Consider the following 22,696-nt stretch of genomic DNA (forward strand, 5'->3'; position numbering starts at 1 on the left):
TCGGAAGCCTTTGTCGTTAATCTGTATGTTGTTTTAAGATGTTTTCTGTTAGCTTTGCAATATCTATAATTGTTTTTTCGGCGACTGCATCCGCTAAAATTTCGTTGCGGAAGTATTGTACGCTTGTCGGTAAATTAATTAGTAGCAGCTTGGATAATGCTACTTGGTACATATGAACAAATTCTTTGTCTGTATTGCCACGCTTTAATTCAGCGAAGGATTCGTAAAACTGATCGAGCTTATCAGCAAATTCGAGTAAACGGCCTTCGATCGTGCCATCCTTGCCTTCTTTCATACGCTCAAAGAAAATGTCTTGTAAGTCTTCAGGAATTTCTTCAATAATGAATTTCTCCATCATCTTTTCTTCAACATGAGAAAGCATTTGCTTTAATTCAACGCTTGCATGTTTGACCGGCGTTTTAATATCGCCAATGAACACTTCGGCAAAATCGTGGTTAATTGTTTTTTCGTATAATGACTTCCAATCAATGTTGTTGCCTGCACGTTCCTCAAGTGTCGCGAAAAACATCGCATATTGTGAAACTTTCCAAGAATGAGCTGCTACGTTATGTTCTTCAAACTTAAAGCGTCCCGGACAGCGAATAATGCGCTCAAGGTCGTTTAAACTTGTAAAAAATGTGTGGATTCCGATATTTATCACTCCTTAGTTTGTTTATCTTTATTTTACTACTTGTTATACCCGAAAAACGAATTTTTAAAAGTTCTTAAAAAAACTTTAACAATCTATTTACAAAGAGAATTCCAGTCAGAATTCCAATCACAATAGAAGTAACCTCCTTAAGAAGATTATTGCTATTTGAGACGAGCACTGTCCAAAAGGAAGTACTTCTGGACAGCCTCTCCTATGAAGCTTAAACTTGGACGTCAATTACCTGTCCCTTGTAAGGGTGGGATGCAGGTGCAGCTTGTTGCTGAGGAATATCTTCCATCATTTCAATGACACCGGCTGCACCAGTAGTCATGGCTTTGTCTAAAATGCTCATTTGCAAAGTTTGTTGTAGTGACGCAAGTTGAGAAGTCATCATCATATTAATATCCATTATTATCCCCTCCTTTTTCTTTTTATCGACACATTCATTGAAAAATCGAACGCTTCTTGATGCATTTGTCATGTAATGGCAAATAAATTGCCAAATTTTATCGGAAAATGCCATTATTGACGGTTAAAATGCAGAAAACTTGCTAATGATGATAGTAAAAATGTGATATTTATCCATTGATGTTGCCATGTTTTTGTAATGCGCAGTTAACTTGCCTTTGTTGTTGATGCAAGTTAAAGCCATGGCGGTTCTCACAGGTTTTTGAAGAAGCAATTCATTTCAAGCTAACTCAAAAAATCTGGTTAAGGGTTAGTCAAGGCGTATTTGATAAGGGTGTCGAATTTACTTACAAGAAATTGGAGGAACAGTAAATTGAAGAATAAAAAGATGATTGCATTAACTTTAGCTGGAGCGTTAACCTTCTGGGGATTTGTCGTGAAAGGAGCTTCTGCGGAACCATATATAATTCAATCGGGTGATACACTGTATTCGATTAGTCAGCAATTCAATACAACCATTGCATCGATAATGGAAGTTAATCATTTAAAGAGTGATTTAATATATGCTGATGACACGATAGAAGTTGGCTTGGACACGGAGTTATACCTTATAGAACCAGGTGATACATTGTTTCGAATAGCTGCAGACCACAATGTATCTGTCGAACAGTTGCAAGAATGGAATGGCCTAAGTTCAGATTTAATTTATGCAGGGGATACAATTTCAGTTTCAGGTTCAACGGATGAGGTCCTCGCAGTAATAGCGGATCAATCAAGTGATGCGGATTCAAATGCAACAGAAACAGATTCATCTGAGCACGTTGAAACAATACAAGAAACATCTGCGCCAACATCAAATGTCGAACGGACAATGACAGTTGAAGCGACTGCCTATACAGCTTATTGTGATGGCTGCTCAGGTACAACAGCGAACGGTACAAATTTACGTGCTAACCCAAATTTAAAAGTAATCGCAGTTGATCCACGTATCATTCCATTAGGTACAAAAGTATGGGTTGAAGGCTACGGGGAAGCAGTAGCAGCGGATACAGGTGGTGCGATCAAAGGCAATAAAATCGACGTGTTTATTCCAAATTTAGATGGTGCTTATGAATGGGGTCGCCGTACAGTAACAATCAAAATTTTAGACTAATAATTAGTGGACATGTACATTGAATGAAAAAACATGTTCATAACAATTAAGAAGTGTCGTTTTCTAATTTGGAAACGGCATTTTTTTATGGACTCGATGTGCATAACTTTTTACTAATTTGAAATACTAATGCAAAAGGAGTGACGATATGCGGAAAGTATGGATTATTAGTAGTGTGATGTTATTAGCGGGTTGTAATTATTTTCAATCGGAAAAAGTTCCAGTAAGCGCTCCGCAAGCTTTATCAGCAAAAGCGTTGATGTATAATACAAAAAATGAATTGGTTGGCGAAATTGATCTGAAAGAAACCGAAAAAGGTGTGGAATTAACGGCGGTTATAAATAATTTGACGCCTGGAGAACATGGCATTCACTTACATGAAACTGGTAAATGTGAAGCACCCACTTTTGAAACGGCTGGCGCTCATTTTAATCCAACGAAAAAACAACATGGCATTAATAATCCATTAGGACCACATAAAGGAGATTTACCAAATTTAGAAGTTGATGAAACAGGGCAAGTGCAATTAAATTTCATAACTGCCGATTTTACGTTGGAAAAAGGCCAACAAACGTCAATTTTTGATGAAGATGGTACGTCAATTATTATTCATGAAAAGAGAGATGATTATAAAACAGACCCTTCAGGAAATTCAGGCGCACGAATTGTATGTGGGGTAATAGAGTGAACTGCATTCCATTGGGAGTGCAGTTTTTTGTAATGCTGATAGTAATATTGAGGATGTCTTGCAAATAAACATTTGATAACTTCATGCGAAAATAGTGATTTTGAAAATGATTTATACAAAAATTATGCGAAATCTTATCGTAGAAATGTAATTTTGTAAAGATATTAATAGAATTTTTATGAAAATAACAGAAATAAAAAGGTTTTAAGAGCTATGTATTAATTATCATAATATAAAAAAAATTATAATATTATTGACTTTTGAATAAATATGTATGTAAAATGAATCCATGATTAAGTAAAAGGGGGAAATTTTTACATGTTCAAATCTAAAAATATACTATTCATGTTTATTTTAAGCGCTTTCATTTTAGTGCTAGCGGCATGTGGTGAGGACGATAAATCTTCAACAGATACTGGAACTTCAAATACAGATTCAGGCGCTAGCACAGAAACAGCTGGTACTGATTATGGCGTTGATTTTTTAAGTATTTTAACTGGTGGTACACAAGGAACTTACTACCCATTAGGTGGTACATTCGCTGATTTAATTACTTCAAATACAGGCGTTAAAGCAACAGCTGAAGTTTCACAAGCATCTGCTGCCAATATGACAGCACTTGACGCAGGTGAAGGTGATGTAGCTTTCGTACAAACAGACATCGCGTACTATGCAACAAACGGTACAATGATGTTTGATGGTAAAAAAATTGATTCAGTTTCTGCATTAGGTGCGTTATATCCAGAAACAATTCAATTAGTAACATTAGCAGATTCAGGTATTAAATCTTATGCAGACTTAAAAGGTAAAAAGGTTTCTGTAGGTGCACCAGGTTCTGGTACATTTGCAAACGCAGAACAATTATTAGAAATCCATGGTTTATCAATGGATGATATTAAAGCACAGAACTTAGATTTCGGTGAATCAACAGACGGTATTCAATCTGGTCAAATTGATGCAGCATTCATTACAGCGGGTTATCCAACAGGTGCTGTAGAAGCATTAAACGCAACAAATGGTGTATACATTGTGCCAGTTGAAGCTGACAAAGCAGAAGAGTTAATCGCGAAATATCCATACTATGCAGTGGATAACATTCCAGCAGGCACATATGGCTTAGAAGCAGATACACCTGCTGTATCAGTAGGCGCGATGTTAGCAGTTAAGAAAGATTTACCAGAAGACTTAGTTTATGCAATGACAAAGGCGATTTATGATAATACAGATAAAATCAGCCATGCAAAAGGCGCGTTCATTAAAGCTGAAACGGGCTTAGATGGAATCGGTATTGATGTTCACCCAGGTGCACAAAAATACTTTGATGAAGTGAAGTAGTATCGGAAAGAGGCCTCTGGTGCAGTTTGCTCAGAGGTCTTTTTAGTGGATAGGGGTTAGGAAAGTAGACTTTTCTAAAACATCTCCATAAAAAAGACGTCATTTCGCACTACTTGGCTTGAAATATATTTTTCTAATCTTCATTTCAAAATGCAAAGGTCTTGAATTCGCAGGTGATAGCAATGAAGAAATGGCTTGTCCTCATAATCATTTTGGTAACTACAGCGATAGGCTTTATTCCGTATGAGCGGAGTATAACATTTACAGAGACGCGTACAGAACAGCCTATTCTATATTATTTGCCGTTGAATGATGAATTAAATTTTCAAATTGTATTTACGCATTCCATTCATTTAACAGATGTGATAGAAAGCTATCAAGTGTTAACGAATAATGAACTAAAGCTATTGTCTATGCAATATGAAGATGTAGCAATCGGTATGCCGAGTTCAGCAGAAGAGGGCCAAACGTTAACGTATGAAAATGGCCGATACACACTGCGTTATGATGATGCCAAATTAAAGGATTTTACGTTACATATTGGTGATGTAGATTATAAGTTAAATTTGCAACATAAAAATGAAGTGATTGCACTAAAAGAAAAACTAACACGTGGGAAATCCTACGTACTAAAAATTAAGAAATTATCATTTTATCAAAAAATGAAAGGAGTCGAATTATATGAGTAAGGAACAAACGATTAATCCAGAAGAGCTGCATGAAAGTTTATCACTTGAAAAACAGCAAGAATTACTTGAAAAATTTGATTTAGAGTCGAACCAACGCGATCCACAAAACTTTATGAAATATGTGATTTATTTTGGACTTTTAGCATTTACATTGTTCCAAGTGTATACCGCTATTTTCGGACAGTTTCCAGCACAAATTCAACGTACGGTTCACTTAGGGTTCGCATTAGTATTTGTTTTCCTGCTATTCCCAGCAGTTCGTAAATTATCGAAAAAGAGTATACCGTTTTATGATTATCTATTAGCACTTGTTTCGATTTTTGTAGGGAGTTATTGGGTATTAAATTATGATCGTCTTGTACAAAGTCTAGGGAAATTAGAAACGCTAGACTTTTATGTCGGGCTTTTGGCGATTATTTTAGTTTTAGAAGCAGCGAGACGAGCAGTAGGGTTACCGATTGCCATTATTGCCGTACTGTTTTTACTGTACGCTTTTTATGGCCCGTACATGCCTGAATTTATGGCACACCGTGGTCAAAGCTTGGATGGCATCGTGAATTTAATGTACTTCTCTACAGACGGGATTTTGGGGACGCCGTTAGCGGTATCTTCTACATTTATTTTCGCTTTCCTATTATTCGGGGCGTTTTTAGTTAAAACAGGCGTTGGTCAATATTTCAATGATCTGGCGATTTCGGTTGCTGGTAAGTTAGTAGGCGGTCCGGCGAAAGTAGCGATTTTCTCGTCTGCTTTACAAGGAACGATTTCAGGAAGTTCTGTAGCAAACGTAGTAACATCTGGCTCATATACGATTCCGATGATGAAACGTCTTGGCTATAATAAGAACTTTGCTGGTGCGGTAGAAGCTTCTGCCTCAACAGGAGGACAGTTAATGCCACCAATTATGGGTGCGGCTGCCTTTTTGATGGTTGAATTTATTGGGCGTAATATTACGTATTGGGATATTGCAAAAGCAGCAGCGATTCCAGCGTTACTTTACTTTACGGGGATTTGGATTATGACACACTTTGAAGCGAAGCGTTTAGGTTTACGCGGCTTAAAAGATGAGGAAATGCCAGATCGTTCACATGTATTTAAAAAGATTTATTTATTAATTCCGATTGTGTTAATTATTGTGCTTATGGTTTCGGGCGTACCTGTTATTCATGCAGCATTATACGGTATTATTTCTTGTGTAGTTGTAGGGGTTATTAATCCAGATGTTAAGTTTGGGGTTAAGGAATTTGTAGACTCGTTAGTAGAAGGTGCTCGTTCAGCAATAGCTGTAGCAGCAGCAACTGCATGTGCAGGTATTATTGTAGGGGTTGTTGTAAAAACAGGCTTAGGTTTATCTTTAGCAAACAGCTTAGTGAAACTTGCGGGTGGTAGCATTTTATTAACATTATTCTTCGTAATGATTGCATCGCTAATTTTAGGGATGGGTGCACCAACAACGGCGAACTATGTTATTACATCAACAATTGCGGCGCCAGCGATTATTGCATTGCTTGCACCTGATGTACCAGCAAGTGCTGCACCGATTGTTATTGTATTATCAGCACATTTCTTTGTATTTTACTTTGGGATTATTGCAGATATTACGCCGCCTGTCGCACTCGCTGCCTTTGCCGCCTCCGGTATTTCAGGTGGAGATCCGATTCGTACAGGTTTCAACTCTGCGAAACTAGCAATTGCGGCATTCATTATTCCGTATATGATTGTGTTCTCGCCAGCTTTATTAATGATTGATGTGACAATTGGCGAAGTTGTCTGGGTAGTAATTTCAGCGATAATGGGAATGATTGCGATAGGTGCGGGTGTTATCGGTTATTGGTACCGAAAAATTAATGTGATTGAGCGTCTCGTATTAGTAGCAGCCGGCTTAGCGATGATTTACCCAGAATCATTATCAGATACAATTGGTTTAATCGTCTTTGGGATTATGTTTGCAATTCAATGGATGACGAAAAATAAAGGTGACGAACCAAAAATGGCAACTTTATAAACAAAAGCTACATTGAGAGAATACAATCTCTTAATGTAGCTTTTTTGATTTCTAATTAAGAAGTTTTTGTAGATTGTTCTCAAAATGAGATAGGTTATATAGTTTTTAAGGATGAATTGCGTTTAATGATTGAATTTCATTACATTTTACTTTATTATTTAAAATAACTAAAAATTCAAACAATTGAAGGGGTGAATGAAAATGAAACAAGCAGCATTGTTAAATTCAACGTTAGAAACCTATTTATTGGATGAGGATTTTGAGTTTGAAGCGCTAGAGCTAGAGGAAAAAGAGCAAGTTGAACAGCGTACACAATATCCAAGCGGCTTCTTTTCGGGCCTATAAGGAGTATATGGGCATGATACAACTAAATGTAACGTAGCAGCACTTGTCAAAATAGAGTGCTGCTTTTATTATGCCTATAATTAGGCAACAATAATGCGGCATACGAAGTTTTTGCTGTATACTAAATATAACAAATTTAATTCGAGGTGCAATTCATGTTGGCAGTAAAATCGAGTGAGCAAATGATTTTTGATTGGTTTCAGTATTTCCATGCAAATCCGGAAATTAGCTGGAAAGAAGTGAATACAACAGCGCGACTAGCGGAAATTTTGAGCGAAATGGGTGTATCAATAAAACGTTTTGATGATGTGACGGGCTTAGTCGCAGAAATTGGTACAGGTAAAGATGTAATTGCGGTTCGTGCCGATATTGATGCGCTTTGGCAAGAGGTAGACGGTGTTATGAAAGCTAACCATTCTTGTGGTCATGATGCGAATATTTCAATGGTATTAGGTGCGCTTCACGCATTAAAAGATGAAGTATTAACAAAACGTATTCGCTTTATTTTTCAACCAGCGGAAGAAACAGGCGGTGGTGCGCTAGCGATGATTGAGCGCGGTGTTATGCAAGATGTGACTCATTTATTTGGAGTGCATTTACGTCCACAAGAGGAGTTGCCACTTGGTAAAATCGCACCGGCAATTTATCACGGGGCCGCTGCATTTTTAGGTGGTACGATTTCGGGAGCGGATGCGCATGGGGCTCGCCCACATCAAGGCAATAATGCCATTGAGGTAGTTGTGGCGATTCAACAAATGCTTAAAAACATTCATATTGATCCGTTTGAAGTGTATTCGGCAAAATTAACGAAAATTGTTGCTGATGGGGGCAGTGTAAACATTATTCCAGGTAACGCCAGCTTTTCAATCGATGTGCGTGCGCAAAAAAATGAAATATTAGCGCAAGTACAGCAATATATCGATAGAGGGCTGAAGCAAATCGCAGGGATGTTCCATATTGATATTGAATGGGATTGGCAAGACGTGACACCAGGTGCGGAAGTGTCAATAGAAGCGGCGGCAGTAGCCGAGCGTGCTATTGTTGAATCGTTAGGTGAGTCGTATTTAGCACCAGCAGTTGTAACGCCTGGTAGTGATGATTTTCACTTCTATACAATCAAAAACCCGCAGTTAAAAGCGACGATGATCGGCGTAGGAGCAAACTTAGAGCCAGGATTACATCACCCTAAAATGACATTTAATGCCCAAGCTTTATTAGACGGGGCTAAAGCAGTAGCTGCAACATTAAAAATGATGGCAACAAAATAATAGATACGTTAATGGAGTTGTGTAAAACGAAATAACCTTTTACACAGTGCGTCCCATATTTATTTAAAATCCGATTTAAGCAGCTTTTCCTGGTGGTTACAAGTAAAAAACGTATGCTAAAAACGTCACGTCCTGTGACTACGCATTCATGCCCCCCTTTTTACCAGCATAATTCTTCAGAGCAAAGTGAGTGTCCCAAAAGTGATTCTGGGACACTCACTTTATTATTTAATCGGACAAAAACCACAAGCCATTAAGCCAGGGATATCTTTTGAGAAGCAACAGCTTTTACGAACTGGTTGATTTATTAGCGCAGATGGACTTTTGCCACCTGTGTAATTTAGGAATAAGGATTTATCTGAGAAATAACGCCATACATTTTTTTCTTCTAACATATCTAAATCCTCAAATGCACGGTCTGCCAAAGCCGGATTGGCAAGTAATGTGTGGAAATGCCACAGCATATAGCCAAAAATATTTTCCCACAATATTAAAGGAGAAATCGATGTCGTTTTGCGTAATTGCCCAATGACTACGGATGTTTTATATAAAATATCTGACATAACACGCTCGCGCTCATCATCTTCTACATAGCGAAAATCATTTGGATTGATGTACATGCCGAGCGTATGTATGCCGAATTCTGGAACCATTGCAAAACGTAAATCTTCGGGCTTTCCATCCCAAACTTCATCGTAGGTTGTGAGCATATAAAACTGCATTGCCACAAACATACCGTAGCGACGACCAAAATGAGAAATCGCCGCTGCCTCTGTTGCAGCATTTGTAATACCCATCATTAAATTAAGAAAATCTGTTAAATAAAAATCTTTATGCAAATTCGCTAATGTAAAAAGCGGACGCTGCGGCTCTTCGGTAAAAATACTATATGAATTTAATTGGCGTACTTGATCGTATGAAAGTGCAGGCACTAAAATCACCTTTTCTAAAATTAGTTTAACCTTACTATAACATTTCTCTTCTCAAACGCGTGAAAAAACGTTAAACTAAATAAAACATATAAGAAAGGTTGGTTTTATATGCCGAAACCGATTTCCATTCCGCGACCTTTAGTTCGTGTCAATCAATGGACCATTTTTCTTTCAGTTGTTTTAACATGGATTACAGGGCAGCACTGGCTTTTAACGATTCCTTTAGTGGCTAATCTACTAGGTGTTTTAACTGGATTTAATCCGATTATGCGTTTTGCCAAGCTTTTTTTAACGAAGGATATAAAATCATATATTCCAGAAGATATCGGGCAACAAAAATTTAATGCGGGCATTGCCTGTGTATGTTTAGCGGGTGGGCTATTAGGATTTGTGCTAGATATATCAGTAATAGCTTATAGTTTTACCATTATGGTAGCACTTGCGTCATTTATTGCAATTCTAGGTTTTTGTATTGGGTGCTTCCTTCATTTTCAGCTGAAGCAATTTCAATATCGCAAATCCTAAAAAAATTCTTAAAAAAGTACAGAAATAGTATTGACAGTGATAGTGATAATCATTATCATATATGGTATAGCAAGAGCTTATTTGTAATACAGTACAAGTAAGTCCTGAGCTAACCTACTTTTCTCCAGGAGTAGGTTAGCTTAGGTATAACATTCTAAACCCCCTCATTTAGAGTGTAGTTTGACTCTGTTCAGACTTGAGTTTTTCACCCTTTATATTTTTCTTCAAAATTGTACTTCCCGTTTGGGAGACCTTTTGCCCGTATCATGCGTAGATGCGGGTTTTTTTATTTTGACTAGCTTCGTGCTAGCCTCCATCATCGGCGAAAAGGATCTACCCCAGAATTACTTCTCGGGCAGACCCTTTTTTGTGAAAGCGAGCTGTTTTTTACTTTCGAGTATTGTATGGTAACTATGTAGTAACATCCCGATAATAATGACTGCTAAGCCCACTAATGCAATTGGCTGTGGTAAAGGTACGCTTAGTAATACCATTTCACCAATCATTGCAAATAGCACTTCAGTTGATTGAGTTGCTTCAACGGCTGCCAGTTTGCCTTGGTCATGTCGTACACGGTCCGTCGCAATGAAAAACAATACCGTCGCAATAACACCTGAAGACACTGCAACGAGTAATGATTGAAATACTTGGTTGGAAGAGGGGACACCTACTGTCAACAATGCATAAATTGCAAGAATAATCCAAGCAGGAAGCGAAGCAATGGTCATACCAAGTACTCGCTGAAATGGATCTACACGTCCACCGCACAGTTCCATCATTTTACGATTCCCTAGCGGATACGCAAAAGCCGCAACGACAACCGGTAAAATTCCAAGGAATAGACTTTTGGTTGAAACGCTTTGTGCTTGTGGCATTTGAATCATTAAAATCCCGATTAAAATAATGCTCGAGATGCCAAGTGAAATGAGCGGGATTTTGGCACGAATGGATTGACCAGCAATGACTGTCACAAAAAGTGGGGCAAGTAGCACACCAGCCACAATCGTAAATTGCCATGTACCTGACACAAGCCAACCCGGTCCAAACGCTGCTGCGAACGTTAGTGGTGCGTAAAATAGTACGAAACCAACAAAACTCCAAATCACCCAAGCCCATGGATGTTGCTTCATCTCAGAAGTCATGATACGAAAACCATTATTTCCACGAATTGCGACGATAGCAATTAAAAACGGTAGCATAAAGAAATACCGTAGTGAGGAGCTCCATAACCAACTGCCACCCTCTAGCTCCATCGAATGATTTAATACGAATGTTACAGCAAAAAACAGTGCTGCTAAAATCCCGATTAAAATTTCCTTCATACTGCACCTCACTTTCTATTGTGAATTTTCCGATAATATTACATAAAAAAACGGAGTGAAAATAAAGTCTAAAAAAATTTTTTAGACTTTATTTTTGCGCCGAGGAGAGTAAAATATATATTTTACTCCCCGCAGAAGCACCTTATTTAATTGTTTGCCGATACAAAGCAGTATTAGGATATTCGTTTTTAGTTACGTTTCTCGAATAACTGAACGATTTCGATAATAACCTCTGTTGCATTTTCCATCGTTTCGCCGGATACGAACTCATATTTTCCGTGCATGTTTTCGCCACCAGCGAAAATGTTTGGTGTAGGCAAGCCCATGTAAGAAAGCTGTGAGCCGTCTGTTCCGCCACGGATTGGTTCAACAATTGGCGTAATATCAAATTTCGCAAATGCCTCTTTTACGATATCCACGATTTCCATAACTGGTTCGATTTTTTCACCCATATTGTAATATTGGTCGTCAATTTGTACTGTAATCGTGTCTTCACCGTATTTTGCTTGCATATCTTGTCCGACTTTTACCATAAATGCTTTTTTCTCTTCGAATTTCGCGCGGTCATGGTCACGGATAATATAAGACATTGTTGATTCTTCAATGCCGCCATCAAAATGCATTAAGTGAATGAAGCCTTCGTAGCCATCTGTTTTTTCAGGAACGGCATCTTTTGGCATTGCGTTTTGGAATTCGATAGCTTTTGTAATAGAGTTTACCATTTTGTCTTTTGCAGAGCCTGGGTGAATGTTTGTACCACGTGTTGTTACTTTTACGCCTGCCGCATTAAAGCTTTCGAATTGTAATTCACCAAGTGGGCCGCCATCCATTGTATACGCATAGTCAGCGCCAAACTGTGCTACGTCGAATTTGTGTGGACCACGACCGATTTCTTCATCTGGTGTGAAGGCAACACGAATTTTACCATGTTTAATTTCAGGATTGTTCACTAGGAACTCCATTGCTGTCATAATTTCAGCAATACCGGCTTTGTCGTCTGCACCTAACAATGTATTGCCGTCTGTTGTGATTAATGTTTGACCTACATAATTTTTTAGATTTGGGAAGTAGTCAGGTGACATCACCAAACCATTTTTTAATGTAATTGCTTCGCCGTCATAGTTGTCGATACGTTGAGGCTGAACGTTTGTACCTGTGTAATCTGTTGTTGTATCAACATGCGCTAAAAAGCCGAGTGTTGGTACGTTTTTATCTGTGTTTGCTTCTAATGTTGCGAATAGGTAGCCGTTTTCATCTAATGTAATGTCTGTTAAACCGATTTCAGCTAATTCATCTTTTAAAACATGCAATAAATCAAATTGCTTCATTGTTGATGGTGTTGTATCTGAGTTGAAATCAGATTGTGTATCGATTTTTGCATAGCGTACTAAGCGCTCAATAACTTTTTCTTTCATATGAAAAAGGCCTCCTAAATAGATAGTACATTTATTGTACACTCTTTATTTCGGTTTTTGAACTATTTTGAAGAATTGTGAAATACTTAGCATGAACAAAAATTGTGCACCGTAATAAGTAAACATAATTAGTTCATGTGAATATGGAACGGCGAACATAAATTTGTCGATTGCTAAAATAGAATCCGACGTAATAAACAGTAGTGCGCCGGCAATCGCCAAAGGACTGCCTGTACGAAACGATGTCCAACCCATCATTAAAATGACCAACATGTATGCGACAACGGCAATTGCCAAAACAGTATCACCATTTTTAAAGATAGAACCAGCGATCCACGCAAGCATGAAAAGTCCATATGTGCTTAAAAGGATTTTTACGTAAATTGGTGTTGTACTGACGTCGGTTGATCGAAAGGCAAAGATATAAAAAACATGCCCAATTAAGAAGAAGCTAAGCCCGATAATAAACCACTGCAACGTATAGTCGCCAATCGCACAAAAGATGAGCCCAATTGAGATGAGCCAATAATAAGGCGCTTTCAATGGTACTTTTGTAGAAAAGGCAAGGCCAATAAGCAGTACCATCGGAATGAGTTTAAATACCATTTTTAATGAGGCGTCGATCGATTCAAAAAAGAATACATAATAGAAGCCAAAGCCTAAAAAAAATAAAATGAGTAGTTTTCTTGTCATATTTTTCCCCCTGGAATTCCTGATTTTCTATTGTTTATGAATCTTTTTTTTCGGTTATTCGTAAATAGTACATAGAGAGGATGATTTAGATGGGACAATTATTTATGATAACCGCGATTGGCTCACTAGCAATGACGCTACTATTAGTGCCGTTTTCGAAAAAAATTCGCAATAAAGAATTATCGACTAAAGTAGTTTCTATTAGTACAGTAATTGTATTTATTGTAAGTTTTATTTCGCTTTTTGTAACTGTTTATATTTCAAAAATTGATTTATCGTGGACAATTTTTTTATATTTGTTGCCTGTAGTGGCATTATGCGGTGCAATCATTGCAGTTGGTATAGAACAAAAAGTGAAATCGTTTTTTGTTTTAGTGGGAATTATCGGCATTGGCTTTTTAGTTTCTGCGCCATTTTTAAATGCGGAAGACAAATACAATTCGGCTGAAATGGAAGAACAAACGGAAATTGCACCGTTTGATGAAACGAAAACTCCAGCGAGTGTACCACCACAATTTGTGAAAAATAAAATGAAAAAAGCATTTGGTCAAGTGCCAAATACAAGTTATTACGAGTTAGGGAATTTACAAATTCAAAAGGTAAATGGAGCGTATGTTTATATTGCGCCGGTTGAATTTTCAGGTTTCTTTAAATGGTTCAACGGTAAAACAACACCGGGTTACTTTACGATGAGCGCAACCGATTCAAGTGATAATCCAAAGTTTATTAAACAAGAGATGAGCTATATTCCATCAGCTTTTTTAAACAAAAACTTAGAGCGTCATATGCGTTTACAGTATCCAACATTAATTTTCAATGGTGATCCACAACTAGAAATTGATGAGGACGGAAAACCTTACTACATCCGCTCTTATGGTGAATTTATTTCAGCCCGTAACGGTTTTGATGTAAAAGGAGTTGTATTAGTAGATGCTGCGTCAGGTAATACAGAAAAACTTGCATTAGCAGATGTGCCGGAATTTATTGATGGCGCGGTATCACCGGAAACAGTCAGCCTACAAAATAGTTACTACGGGAATTATGTGCATGGTTTCTGGAATAGCTTAGTTGGCAAAAAAGATGTAAAAGTTCCAAGTGATGAAGGAACAGAGGCAAATGTAAGCCCAATCTTTATGGAAGACGGCGAAATGTACTATTTCACGGATTTCACAAGTCCAAAAGAGGGCGTTGATTCGATGCTTGGCTATGCGCTGACAAATGCGCGTACAGGTCAAGCAACATATTATACAGGTAACTTAGAGGAGTCCTATATGGATTCACAGGGAGCGCTTGATATTATCGAGAAGAAGTTCGTGGAAAAAGAATGGGAAGGCGAAATGCCGATTCTCTATAATTTCTATGGTGAAGCGAGCTGGTTATCAGCTGTATTAGATGCGAATGGGTTCTTGCAAAACTATTTCATTGTATCGGCAGCAAACCCTGAAATTTCAGCGTATGGTACGACACCAAACGAAGCTTTAAAGCTGTATAAAACAGCGCTTAGCCGCGGTGGCAGTACAGTCGACGGTACGTCAAATGCAGAAGAAGCAAAGGCAACTGTTGAAGTAGTTCGTGTGTATAAAGAGCGTGTGGGGGATTTCACCATTGTGTCATTCCTAACGAAAACAGGTGAAAACTTCATCGTTAGCTCAGAAGTCTCACCATTTGCGATTTATTTACAAGAGGGCGATAAAGTAGCAATCACCTACGCAAAAACAGGTGAAGACTTCCAACCTGTAAAAGCATTGCAAATTGAAGGATTATAACAAAAAGGAGAACGCAATTTTAGCGTTCTCCTTTTATTTTTTCAAAACCCATAATATAATCAAGCATTTTCGTGCGACGCATTTCGATATGTTCGTTTGAATATAGCGTAATTTTCAGGAACTTTTGACGTTGTTCTTCCAAAATACTACGGGCTTCTTTATACAATTCGGCAGGCTCACGTTCTAAAATATATTTTAAATGGAAGAGTTGCATTAGTGCTACTTCAGGGTCTTCTAAATTGCATACAAACTTGATGTTCCAAACATGCGTATGCGAAATATATTGATTCACATAACCAGTTGCTGCTTCGTATTTGATTTCGTCGATGTGTGGTGCGAGCTGCTGGTGGACGTCCTTTAGTGCAGTATTAATATCGACAATTTGTAAGGATAGCTTGCGTACAGATTTTAAATGCTGACGCTCCATTGATTTCGCTACAAAACTTGAATTCATTTGAAATCCTCCCGTCAGTTATAAGAATATTGTATCAATAAAACAAGAAAAAGTTTTAGGTACAATAGATTGAATTATTTACTTAAATTTCATATTTTCTATAAAAATCTATATAAAAAGAACGATAGAAATCCTTTTAGTAGAATAATTTAACTTGCTTCAGCAAATTCTTTTTGTACCATAAACGAAGCGTCAGGTACACAAGTCCTCTACTTTTGGTTCAAAGTTATGAATGTAGTCGAGCATTTTTACTTCTCGTAATTTTAGCTGCTCATCAGAGTAAAGTGTAATACGACGAAACTTATGAGTTAACTCCTCTAAATTAGAGCGGATTGATTGATGTAGGTGAGCAGGCTCGGAAGCTAAAATGAATTTCAAATGGAAGAGTTGCATTAGGGCTACTTCAGGATTTTCTAGATTATTAGCAAATTTCAGATTCCAAATATGTGTATGCGAGATATATTGGTTTGCATAGGATGTGATGGCTTCGTATCTCGTCTCATCAATATGTGGTGCGATGTGATCGTGCAGTACTTTTAAATTTTCATTAAGAGTAGCGATTTGTAAAGGATATCTGCGGATAGTTTTTAAATGTGATTTTGATGTAATACTGATGCCCATTATAAATCACTCCCTTATTATTATATGAAAGATGCTTCGTGTAATAGATAGATTGTTATATATAATGTTGAATGAATTATGTATATAAATAACTATAAGTTTTGGTTCTATTGTAATGTTGCTATTATATGCATTTATCAAAATAGAATCAATCCTTTAAGAAATAAAAAGATACACCGTTTCATGTTGAAAAGGTGTATCCAAAAAATATTATTTCCAAGTGAAGCCTTGTGACGCTAAGAAATCTTTAATGAATGGGCGTTTTTGATCAATTAAGAAATCTGCCATTTGTTTTGTCCATGTTGCCATTTTTTGATTTGATGAACGACTTGCATAGTAGTTTTCCATCGTTGCATCGTATTCAGCAAGTAGCGTGTCGTATTTTTCAACGTCATAGCTATTTTCGTGAAGAACAGCATCTACTGGTAAACGTGGTTTTGTTTCGTTACGTTTTGTTGGCGTACCAATCGTCATTGCAAATAGAGGGAAAACATATTCTGGTAAGTTGAATAGCTCGCTAATTTCTTTTGGGTTTGTACGTGCACCCCCGATGTAGCAAATGCCGTAGCCCAATGCTTCAGCTGCCACAACAAAGTTTTGAGCAAATAATGATACGTCTGCAACCCCAACAAGTACGTTTTCAGCAGAGTCTGCTACGATGTCGACACCATGCATTTTACCTGCAACTTGCAAGCGTTTAAAGTCTACGCAAAATAGGAACGACGCACCAGCTGTACCGAATTGAAATTCATTTTTTGAAAGTTCGCCGAGTTTTTTCTTTTTGTCTTCGTCTGTTACCCAAATGACACTATATCCTTGAACGAAGTGTGAGCTTGCTGCCATTTGAGCTGTTTCGATTAAATCGATAACGGTTTCCTTTGAAATTTGCTCGCCTGTATATTTACGAACAGATGAGTGACTGCGTAATAATTCTCTAGTTTCCACATGAACATCTCCCTTGTATGTAATATTAGAAAGACACATTTTGCATGTACTGGCGCATAATGTTGCTCTTTCGTATGTCGCTAATACGACAAAAAGCTTAAAGGAATTTTCCTTTAAGCCTATTTTAGTCAATTTTAAGGTTGAAGTCGATTACAATAACCCGATCCATTTCCAGTAAGTCGCACTGAAAATTAAAATCAAGATGAAGCCGAAAATTGTTAACGGAAGCCCTGATTTTAAGAAATCCTTCGTTGTAAACGTCCCTGTACCGTAAGCAAGCATGTTTTGCGGCGCACTTACTGGTAATAAGAAACCGAAGCAAATAACGAATTGTTGAATAATAACGAAGCCAATTTGGTTTTCAACAGGCATTGGTAAACTCATTGCTAATGCGATAAATACCGGAATTAACGCAGAAGCTAAACTGGTTGCTGAGGCGAAACCTAAGTGAATAATAATGTTAAACACTGTAACCAATGCGATCGTTGCTAAAATTGGCATTGTATCTAAACCTAGTGAACCGAAAATCGTATCTGACAGCCAAGCAGCACCTTTTGTATTTAATAACGTGGAGCCTAAAGAAATACCTACTGCGAATACGATTAATGTACCCCAGTCAATGCGGCTAGAGGCTTCCTGCCAGTTAAATACACCTACTTTAGGCGTTAATAAAAAGGCAATCGCTACAATCGTAATTGTTGTTGTATCAAATGGGTGTAGCTTTCCTTCTGTAGACCAGAAGAATAGTAAAACTAAAGTTGTAATAATTAATGTGATTTCTTTACGTTTTAGTGGTCCAAGTTCCACTAATTGTTGGCGGATAACGTCTTTCCCACTTGCGATATTGTCTGTTTCAGGTTTGATTAGTTTAATCATGACGAAAAATAACACAACCGACATGATAGCAGAGAATGGCGCGGCATACATGAACCATTCGCTCCATGTAATATCGACACCGAATTCAGATTTAATGAAGCCTAGTGCAACTAAGTTTTGCGCAGCTGCCGTTTTAATCCCAATGTTCCAAATTGAAACGGCTTGTGTTGCTGTGATAACTAATAGTGCAGCAAGCTTACTTTCCTTTGTTAAGCCGAATGCTGCTACAATTCCTAATAAAATTGGAACAACTGCACCAGCACGAGCTGTAGCACTCGGTACAACGAATGCTAATGCAATCGCTACTAAAATTGCACCAAATACTAACGCATTTGTTTTCGTGCCAACCATTGATAAAATCCACAGCGCGATACGTTTATGTAAGTTTGTAATTTGCATCGCGGCTGCTAAAAATAGCGCAACCCCTACTAATGCTACAGCAGAGTTACTAAATCCACCTAAAGCCAGTTTAAGTGCATTACTTGTCCCCATTTGAACAGATGGATCTTCCATACTTGGCGCTAAGCCTAGTAATACAGCGATTAGTGCTAAAATCATCGCGGAACTTACTGGATATGACACCGCCTCGGTTACCCATAAAATAACGGCAAATGCTAAAATAGCTAAAGCACGTTGACCTACAACTGGTAAGTCCCCACTGTTTGGAATTAGCACAATAATGATGAGTGCAGCAAATGCTAATGCAATCCAAAGTGGTTTTAAATTACGTTTTTGCCGAGAAGTGTTTGTCCCTTTTTCTGTTACTGTTGCCACATAAATTGCCTCCTTTTATTATATTTATTTTCCATAAAATAATAATTTTAGACCAAGAAAATTTCTTGGCATAAAGACATGACAATGCAACTTTTATAAACATACTAGTGTTAGATTAATAAAAATGCTGTAAACAAAAGTGTTTGTCATCATTAATTATACCGATATTTCACAGTTGTTATTGTTAATATTTGGTGAATTTAATTATTTTAAAATAAATATATATTCTCCTAATTAACAATTTGGAATAGCAAATTAGGTGTGTTAATTAGAAAATATTCGAAATTAATAGCAAGAAGAGTGAAGCGTTATGAAATGAAAAAAATATAAAAATCAGAAAATTTATGAATTTTGTGTTGACGAATGGAATTACTCTGTCTTATACTGTGAAACAACGATGGAACATAAATCACATAACTCTTATCAAGAGCGGCTGAGGGAATAGGCCCTATGAAAGCCCAGCAACCAGTGAGTGATGAACTGACTAAGGTGCTACGTCCTACAAAATGAACAATCATTTTGACAGATAAGAGGAGGTTAAATTGCTCATTTGCAACCCCTCTTCTTAACTGAAGAGGGGTTTTTTACTTTTAACCCCTCCTCAAAATACACCGATTTCACCATCGAAATTATTTTAGGAGGTATTATAATGACAAGCTTACGACCAGAAACATTATTATTACACGGAGGCCAAAAGCCAGATCCTGTAACGGGTGCAATTGCTGTACCGGTTTATCGTACAACGGCTTATGCATTCAAAGACACAGCTCATGCGCAACGTCTTTTTGCATTAGAAGAGCCAGGTAACATTTACTCTCGTATTATGAATCCAACAGTAGGTGCGTTTGAAGAGCGTGTAGCGTTATTAGAAGGCGGAGCAGCGGCAGTAGCACTTTCATCTGGTGCAGCAGCAGTAGCGTTTTCCATTTTAAATTTAGCTGGTGCAGGTGATGAAATCGTTGCAGCGGGCTCACTTTACGGAGGTACGTATAATTTATTTGCTACAACATTACCTCGCTACGGAATTACAGTGAAGTTTGTCGATGAATCAGACCCGGAAAACTTCCGTGCAGCTATTACAGAAAAAACAAAAGCGGTATACGCAGAAATTATCGGTAATCCAAGTTTAAAAGTATTAGATATTGAAGCAGTAGCAAATATTGCACACGAAAACGGTCTACCATTATTAATCGATAGCACATTTGCTTCGCCATATGGTAGTAACCCAATTGAGTTTGGCGCGGATGTTGTCATTCATTCGGCTACAAAATGGATTGGCGGTCATGGTACAACAATTGGTGGAATCGTTGTTGATGCGGGTAAATTTGACTGGACGCAAGGGAAACACCCAGGTTATACAGAGCCTGATACATCTTATCACGGAATTCGTTACGGAATTGACACAGCAGCGGCTGCATTTGCGACAAAGCTTCGTGTACAATTACTACGCGATTTTGGTCCAACCTTATCAGCAGACGCGGCATTCAACTTCTTACAAGGACTAGAAACGCTTCATTTGCGTGTTGTCCGTCATAACGAAAACACGCAAAAAGTAGCCGAGTATTTAAAAAACCACCCATTTGTGGAATATGTAAATTACAATGGCTTCGAAGATTTTGCTACACATGATTTAGCGAAGAAATATTTAAAAAATGGCTTCGGTTCAATCATCACATTCGGCATTAAAGGTGGACGTGAAGCAGGGCGTCAAGTGATTGATAACGTAGAATTATTCTCACACGTAGCAAACGTAGGGGATGCACGTTCATTAATTATTCACCCAGCAAGTACAACACACCAACAGCTATCTGCTGAAGAATTAAAAATCGCTGGTGTATCAGAAGAGCTCATTCGCTTATCGATCGGTCTAGAAGCAGCAGAAGATATTATCGCAGATTTAGAGCAAGCATTAGCAAAGGTAGCAGTAGCTGTAAACGCATAATAATCGATAGCCCATTTACTTCGCCATATTATATAGTAGAAACTCGCTTGTTATTTCCCATTCGAAAAACAAGCGAATTTTCCGAAAACTAATCCCTACTAACTTAATAAGTTTTATTGACAACTCTAAAACCAAGTAATACAATAGGGATAAATATAATTGTTAATTTGGAAATTAAAAGAAAAGGAGTTGTTTAATATGGGAAAAGTATTTAGTGCACAAAACGTTGCTGCTTACATAATCTATGAATTAAATGAAGTAAAGGAATTCGTTAATGCTTGTTCAATCCAACAAATTTTGGCGGATGTAGATTCGATGTGGCAAAGCGTTTTTGGGCATCCTGCTTTTTCAGAAACAACTCACGATTTTCAAAAATCCGGCTATACTGTAAAAGAAGTAGCAGATGAATATATAGAACATGGTACAGCACATATTTTAGCGCCAGCGAAAGAATGGTTTTTAAAATATGGCGAGTTCCAATTAGTGCAACGCCCATATGCATTGCCTAATTTTTCAATTAAAGAGGAGATCGTTATGCGTAAAATTTTATCTGCTTATCGTTTACGTACTTACAATTTAGTAAACGTTGCAGTTTAAAATATCCCTAAGACATTGGTAGGTCCCCCTTACCAGTGTTTTTTTATTACTAGTATGAAATAAGATTTGAATGATTAATGACTTTTTACAGAAAACAAATGTCTTTCTAGGAGAGATTTTTCTTGTTTTCATGTATTATATAGGATAGAATTTCTTTAAGAAAAATTATTTGAATTATTCGTTAATATAGTGTGTTTTTTGAATTTGGAGGAGAAAGGCAATGGCAACAATCAAGGCAGCCATCTTAGGATTTGGCACAGTAGGTCAAGGGATTTATCATATATTAAATGAAAAGAGGCAGGAGCTCCGCGAAAAGTTAGGTGTTGAGCTAGAGGTAGCGAAAATTTTAGTAACAGACGCTAGTCGTGAACGCGTACCAGGCACAAAGCATTTAATGACAGAATCAATGGACGAGGTTTTAGCAGAAAAGGGCCTACAAGTTGTGTTTGAGGCGATTGTCAATGAAGAGCCAGCATACGGTTATTTAAAACGTGCTGTGGAAGCAAAATGCCATGTCATTACAGCCAACAAAGTAATGTTTGCAAAGCGCGGAGAAGAATTAGAGGCTTTAGCAAAAGCAAATGGTGTGTTCGTAGGATTCGAAGCATCAGTAGCTGGCGGAGTCCCGATTATTAAAACAATGAAAAATATTCTACTTGTAAACGATGTGAGTCGCGTACAAGGAATTTTAAATGGTACGACAAACTACATTTTAACGAAAATGCGTGCAGAGGGCTGGGGCTTTGAAAACGCGCTAAAAGAAGCACAACGCTTAGGTTATGCAGAGGCTGATCCATTTAACGATGTTTCAGGTCAAGATGCATTCAAAAAGCTGATGATTTTATCGAGCTTAGCATTCGGCGAGCAACCAAATTGGGCAGATGTTGAAGTTATCGGGATTGATACAATCTCATCAGAGCAAGTAGCAGAGGCAACAGCAAAAGGTTTACGCTATCGCCATGTTGCTGAAGTGGAAAAGTTAGAAGATGGCACAATCCATGCAAAAGTTGCGCCGCTATTAGTGGATAAAAATCATCCGCTTTACCCGGTGGACGACGTGTTTAACGCCGTAGCGATGGAGACAAATTATATTGGGACATTATCAATCACTGGTCCAGGTGCAGGTATGTATCCAACAGCGAGTGTGATGGTAGAGGACTACGCGGAAATCATCGGTAAGCGTGCGGGATTTACTGTGACGATTTAACTTACTTCAGAAAAAGCGAGTTAAGACCGTGGTATAATTGATTTAGAAAAGCGAACTCAATGGCGAGTTCGCTTTTTTCATATG

At 37.8% G+C, this 22,696-nt stretch carries 22 protein-coding genes and 1 riboswitch; of the genes, 12 read left to right on the forward strand and 10 right to left on the reverse strand.

The window, feature by feature from the left end; genetic code table 11:
* Nucleotides 1–16 precede the first annotated feature (16 nt).
* Together LZ480_RS00395 and LZ480_RS00400 are read right to left on the reverse strand one after the other, a co-directional pair.
* Nucleotides 17–661, reverse strand: a complete 645-nt coding sequence (locus tag LZ480_RS00395) for a YfbR-like 5'-deoxynucleotidase (RefSeq protein WP_241367352.1) — start codon at nucleotides 659–661, stop codon at nucleotides 17–19.
* A gap of 211 nt (nucleotides 662–872) precedes the next feature.
* Entirely contained in the window at nucleotides 873–1,061 is a 189-nt protein-coding gene (locus LZ480_RS00400; protein ID WP_241367353.1) for a putative motility protein, read from the reverse strand.
* 372 nt (nucleotides 1,062–1,433) lie between these two features.
* On the opposite strand from LZ480_RS00400, the gene LZ480_RS00405 reads away from it, so the two are divergent.
* The 7 genes from LZ480_RS00405 (at nucleotide 1,434) to LZ480_RS00435 (ending at nucleotide 8,543) form a co-directional block, all read left to right on the forward strand.
* A complete protein-coding gene (locus LZ480_RS00405; protein WP_241367354.1) occupies nucleotides 1,434–2,213 on the forward strand; it encodes a LysM peptidoglycan-binding and 3D domain-containing protein in 780 nt (259 codons plus the stop codon).
* 148 nt (nucleotides 2,214–2,361) lie between these two features.
* Nucleotides 2,362–2,901, forward strand: coding sequence for a superoxide dismutase family protein (locus tag LZ480_RS00410; protein ID WP_241367355.1), 540 nt, complete (start codon nucleotides 2,362–2,364; stop codon nucleotides 2,899–2,901).
* 318 nt (nucleotides 2,902–3,219) lie between these two features.
* Nucleotides 3,220–4,236, forward strand: a complete 1,017-nt coding sequence (locus LZ480_RS00415; RefSeq protein WP_241367356.1) for a TAXI family TRAP transporter solute-binding subunit — start codon at nucleotides 3,220–3,222, stop codon at nucleotides 4,234–4,236.
* 182 nt (nucleotides 4,237–4,418) lie between these two features.
* Nucleotides 4,419–4,925, forward strand: a complete 507-nt coding sequence (locus LZ480_RS00420) for a DUF1850 domain-containing protein (protein ID WP_241367357.1) — start codon at nucleotides 4,419–4,421, stop codon at nucleotides 4,923–4,925.
* Nucleotides 4,918–6,930: a TRAP transporter permease gene (locus LZ480_RS00425; protein ID WP_241367358.1), complete on the forward strand. Its 2,013-nt coding sequence runs from the start codon at nucleotides 4,918–4,920 to the stop codon at nucleotides 6,928–6,930. Before LZ480_RS00420 ends, LZ480_RS00425 begins: the two co-directional genes overlap by 8 nt.
* Nucleotides 6,931–7,131: 201 nt before the next feature.
* Complete coding sequence (locus LZ480_RS00430; protein WP_241367359.1) at nucleotides 7,132–7,275, forward strand: hypothetical protein; 144 nt, start codon at nucleotides 7,132–7,134, stop codon at nucleotides 7,273–7,275.
* 155 nt (nucleotides 7,276–7,430) lie between these two features.
* On the forward strand, nucleotides 7,431–8,543 hold the full coding sequence (locus LZ480_RS00435; protein WP_241367360.1) for an amidohydrolase: 1,113 nt from the start codon (nucleotides 7,431–7,433) through the stop codon (nucleotides 8,541–8,543).
* 224 nt (nucleotides 8,544–8,767) lie between these two features.
* On the opposite strand, the gene LZ480_RS00440 is transcribed toward LZ480_RS00435, so the two are convergent.
* Nucleotides 8,768–9,475 carry a Fe-S oxidoreductase gene (locus LZ480_RS00440; RefSeq protein WP_241367361.1) on the reverse strand — a complete coding sequence of 236 codons (708 nt, stop codon included), beginning with the start codon at nucleotides 9,473–9,475 and terminating at the stop codon, nucleotides 8,768–8,770.
* A gap of 108 nt (nucleotides 9,476–9,583) precedes the next feature.
* Between LZ480_RS00440 and LZ480_RS00445 the strand changes: the two genes are divergently transcribed.
* Nucleotides 9,584–10,000, forward strand: coding sequence for a DUF4395 domain-containing protein (locus LZ480_RS00445; RefSeq protein ID WP_241367362.1), 417 nt, complete (start codon nucleotides 9,584–9,586; stop codon nucleotides 9,998–10,000).
* Between the two features lie 344 nt (nucleotides 10,001–10,344).
* On the opposite strand, the gene LZ480_RS00450 is transcribed toward LZ480_RS00445, so the two are convergent.
* The 3 genes from LZ480_RS00450 to LZ480_RS00460 all read right to left on the reverse strand — a co-directional run bounded on the left by LZ480_RS00450 (nucleotide 10,345) and on the right by LZ480_RS00460 (nucleotide 13,430).
* Nucleotides 10,345–11,322, reverse strand: coding sequence for a DMT family transporter (locus tag LZ480_RS00450; RefSeq protein WP_241367363.1), 978 nt, complete (start codon nucleotides 11,320–11,322; stop codon nucleotides 10,345–10,347).
* A gap of 188 nt (nucleotides 11,323–11,510) precedes the next feature.
* A complete protein-coding gene (gene pepT, locus LZ480_RS00455) occupies nucleotides 11,511–12,737 on the reverse strand; it encodes a peptidase T (RefSeq protein ID WP_241367364.1) in 1,227 nt (408 codons plus the stop codon).
* Nucleotides 12,738–12,782: 45 nt separating this feature from the next.
* Nucleotides 12,783–13,430: a lysoplasmalogenase gene (locus tag LZ480_RS00460; protein ID WP_241367365.1), complete on the reverse strand. Its 648-nt coding sequence runs from the start codon at nucleotides 13,428–13,430 to the stop codon at nucleotides 12,783–12,785.
* Between the two features lie 89 nt (nucleotides 13,431–13,519).
* Here LZ480_RS00460 and LZ480_RS00465 point away from each other — a divergent pair, with 89 nt between their 5' ends.
* Nucleotides 13,520–15,196 (forward strand): hypothetical protein, encoded by a 1,677-nt coding sequence (locus LZ480_RS00465; RefSeq protein WP_241367366.1) that lies wholly within the window; start codon nucleotides 13,520–13,522, stop codon nucleotides 15,194–15,196.
* A 19-nt stretch (nucleotides 15,197–15,215) separates the two neighbouring features.
* Here the strand turns inward: LZ480_RS00465 and LZ480_RS00470 are convergent, their stop codons facing one another.
* The 4 genes from LZ480_RS00470 to LZ480_RS00485 form a co-directional block, all read right to left on the reverse strand.
* Complete coding sequence (locus LZ480_RS00470) at nucleotides 15,216–15,650, reverse strand: hypothetical protein (protein ID WP_241367367.1); 435 nt, start codon at nucleotides 15,648–15,650, stop codon at nucleotides 15,216–15,218.
* A 192-nt stretch (nucleotides 15,651–15,842) separates the two neighbouring features.
* On the reverse strand, nucleotides 15,843–16,271 hold the full coding sequence (locus LZ480_RS00475) for a hypothetical protein (protein ID WP_241367368.1): 429 nt from the start codon (nucleotides 16,269–16,271) through the stop codon (nucleotides 15,843–15,845).
* Between the two features lie 210 nt (nucleotides 16,272–16,481).
* On the reverse strand, nucleotides 16,482–17,216 hold the full coding sequence (nfsA, locus tag LZ480_RS00480) for an oxygen-insensitive NADPH nitroreductase (protein ID WP_241367369.1): 735 nt from the start codon (nucleotides 17,214–17,216) through the stop codon (nucleotides 16,482–16,484).
* A gap of 150 nt (nucleotides 17,217–17,366) precedes the next feature.
* Nucleotides 17,367–18,866, reverse strand: coding sequence for a DASS family sodium-coupled anion symporter (locus tag LZ480_RS00485; protein WP_241367370.1), 1,500 nt, complete (start codon nucleotides 18,864–18,866; stop codon nucleotides 17,367–17,369).
* A 417-nt stretch (nucleotides 18,867–19,283) separates the two neighbouring features.
* Nucleotides 19,284–19,399: riboswitch (SAM riboswitch) on the forward strand.
* 116 nt (nucleotides 19,400–19,515) lie between these two features.
* Here LZ480_RS00485 and LZ480_RS00490 point away from each other — a divergent pair.
* The 3 genes from LZ480_RS00490 (at nucleotide 19,516) to LZ480_RS00500 (ending at nucleotide 22,612) form a co-directional block, all read left to right on the forward strand.
* Nucleotides 19,516–20,808 (forward strand): O-acetylhomoserine aminocarboxypropyltransferase/cysteine synthase family protein, encoded by a 1,293-nt coding sequence (locus tag LZ480_RS00490; RefSeq protein WP_241367371.1) that lies wholly within the window; start codon nucleotides 19,516–19,518, stop codon nucleotides 20,806–20,808.
* Nucleotides 20,809–21,006: 198 nt separating this feature from the next.
* Nucleotides 21,007–21,405 (forward strand): hypothetical protein, encoded by a 399-nt coding sequence (locus LZ480_RS00495; protein ID WP_241367372.1) that lies wholly within the window; start codon nucleotides 21,007–21,009, stop codon nucleotides 21,403–21,405.
* Between the two features lie 220 nt (nucleotides 21,406–21,625).
* The gene (locus tag LZ480_RS00500; RefSeq protein WP_241367373.1) at nucleotides 21,626–22,612 is read left to right on the forward strand and encodes a homoserine dehydrogenase; all 987 of its coding nucleotides are present in this window, start codon (nucleotides 21,626–21,628) and stop codon (nucleotides 22,610–22,612) included.
* The last annotated feature ends 84 nt before the right edge of the window (nucleotides 22,613–22,696 follow it).

The sequence above is a fragment of the Solibacillus palustris genome (assembly GCF_022549215.1).
GTDB classification, from domain to species: domain Bacteria; phylum Bacillota; class Bacilli; order Bacillales_A; family Planococcaceae; genus Solibacillus; species Solibacillus daqui.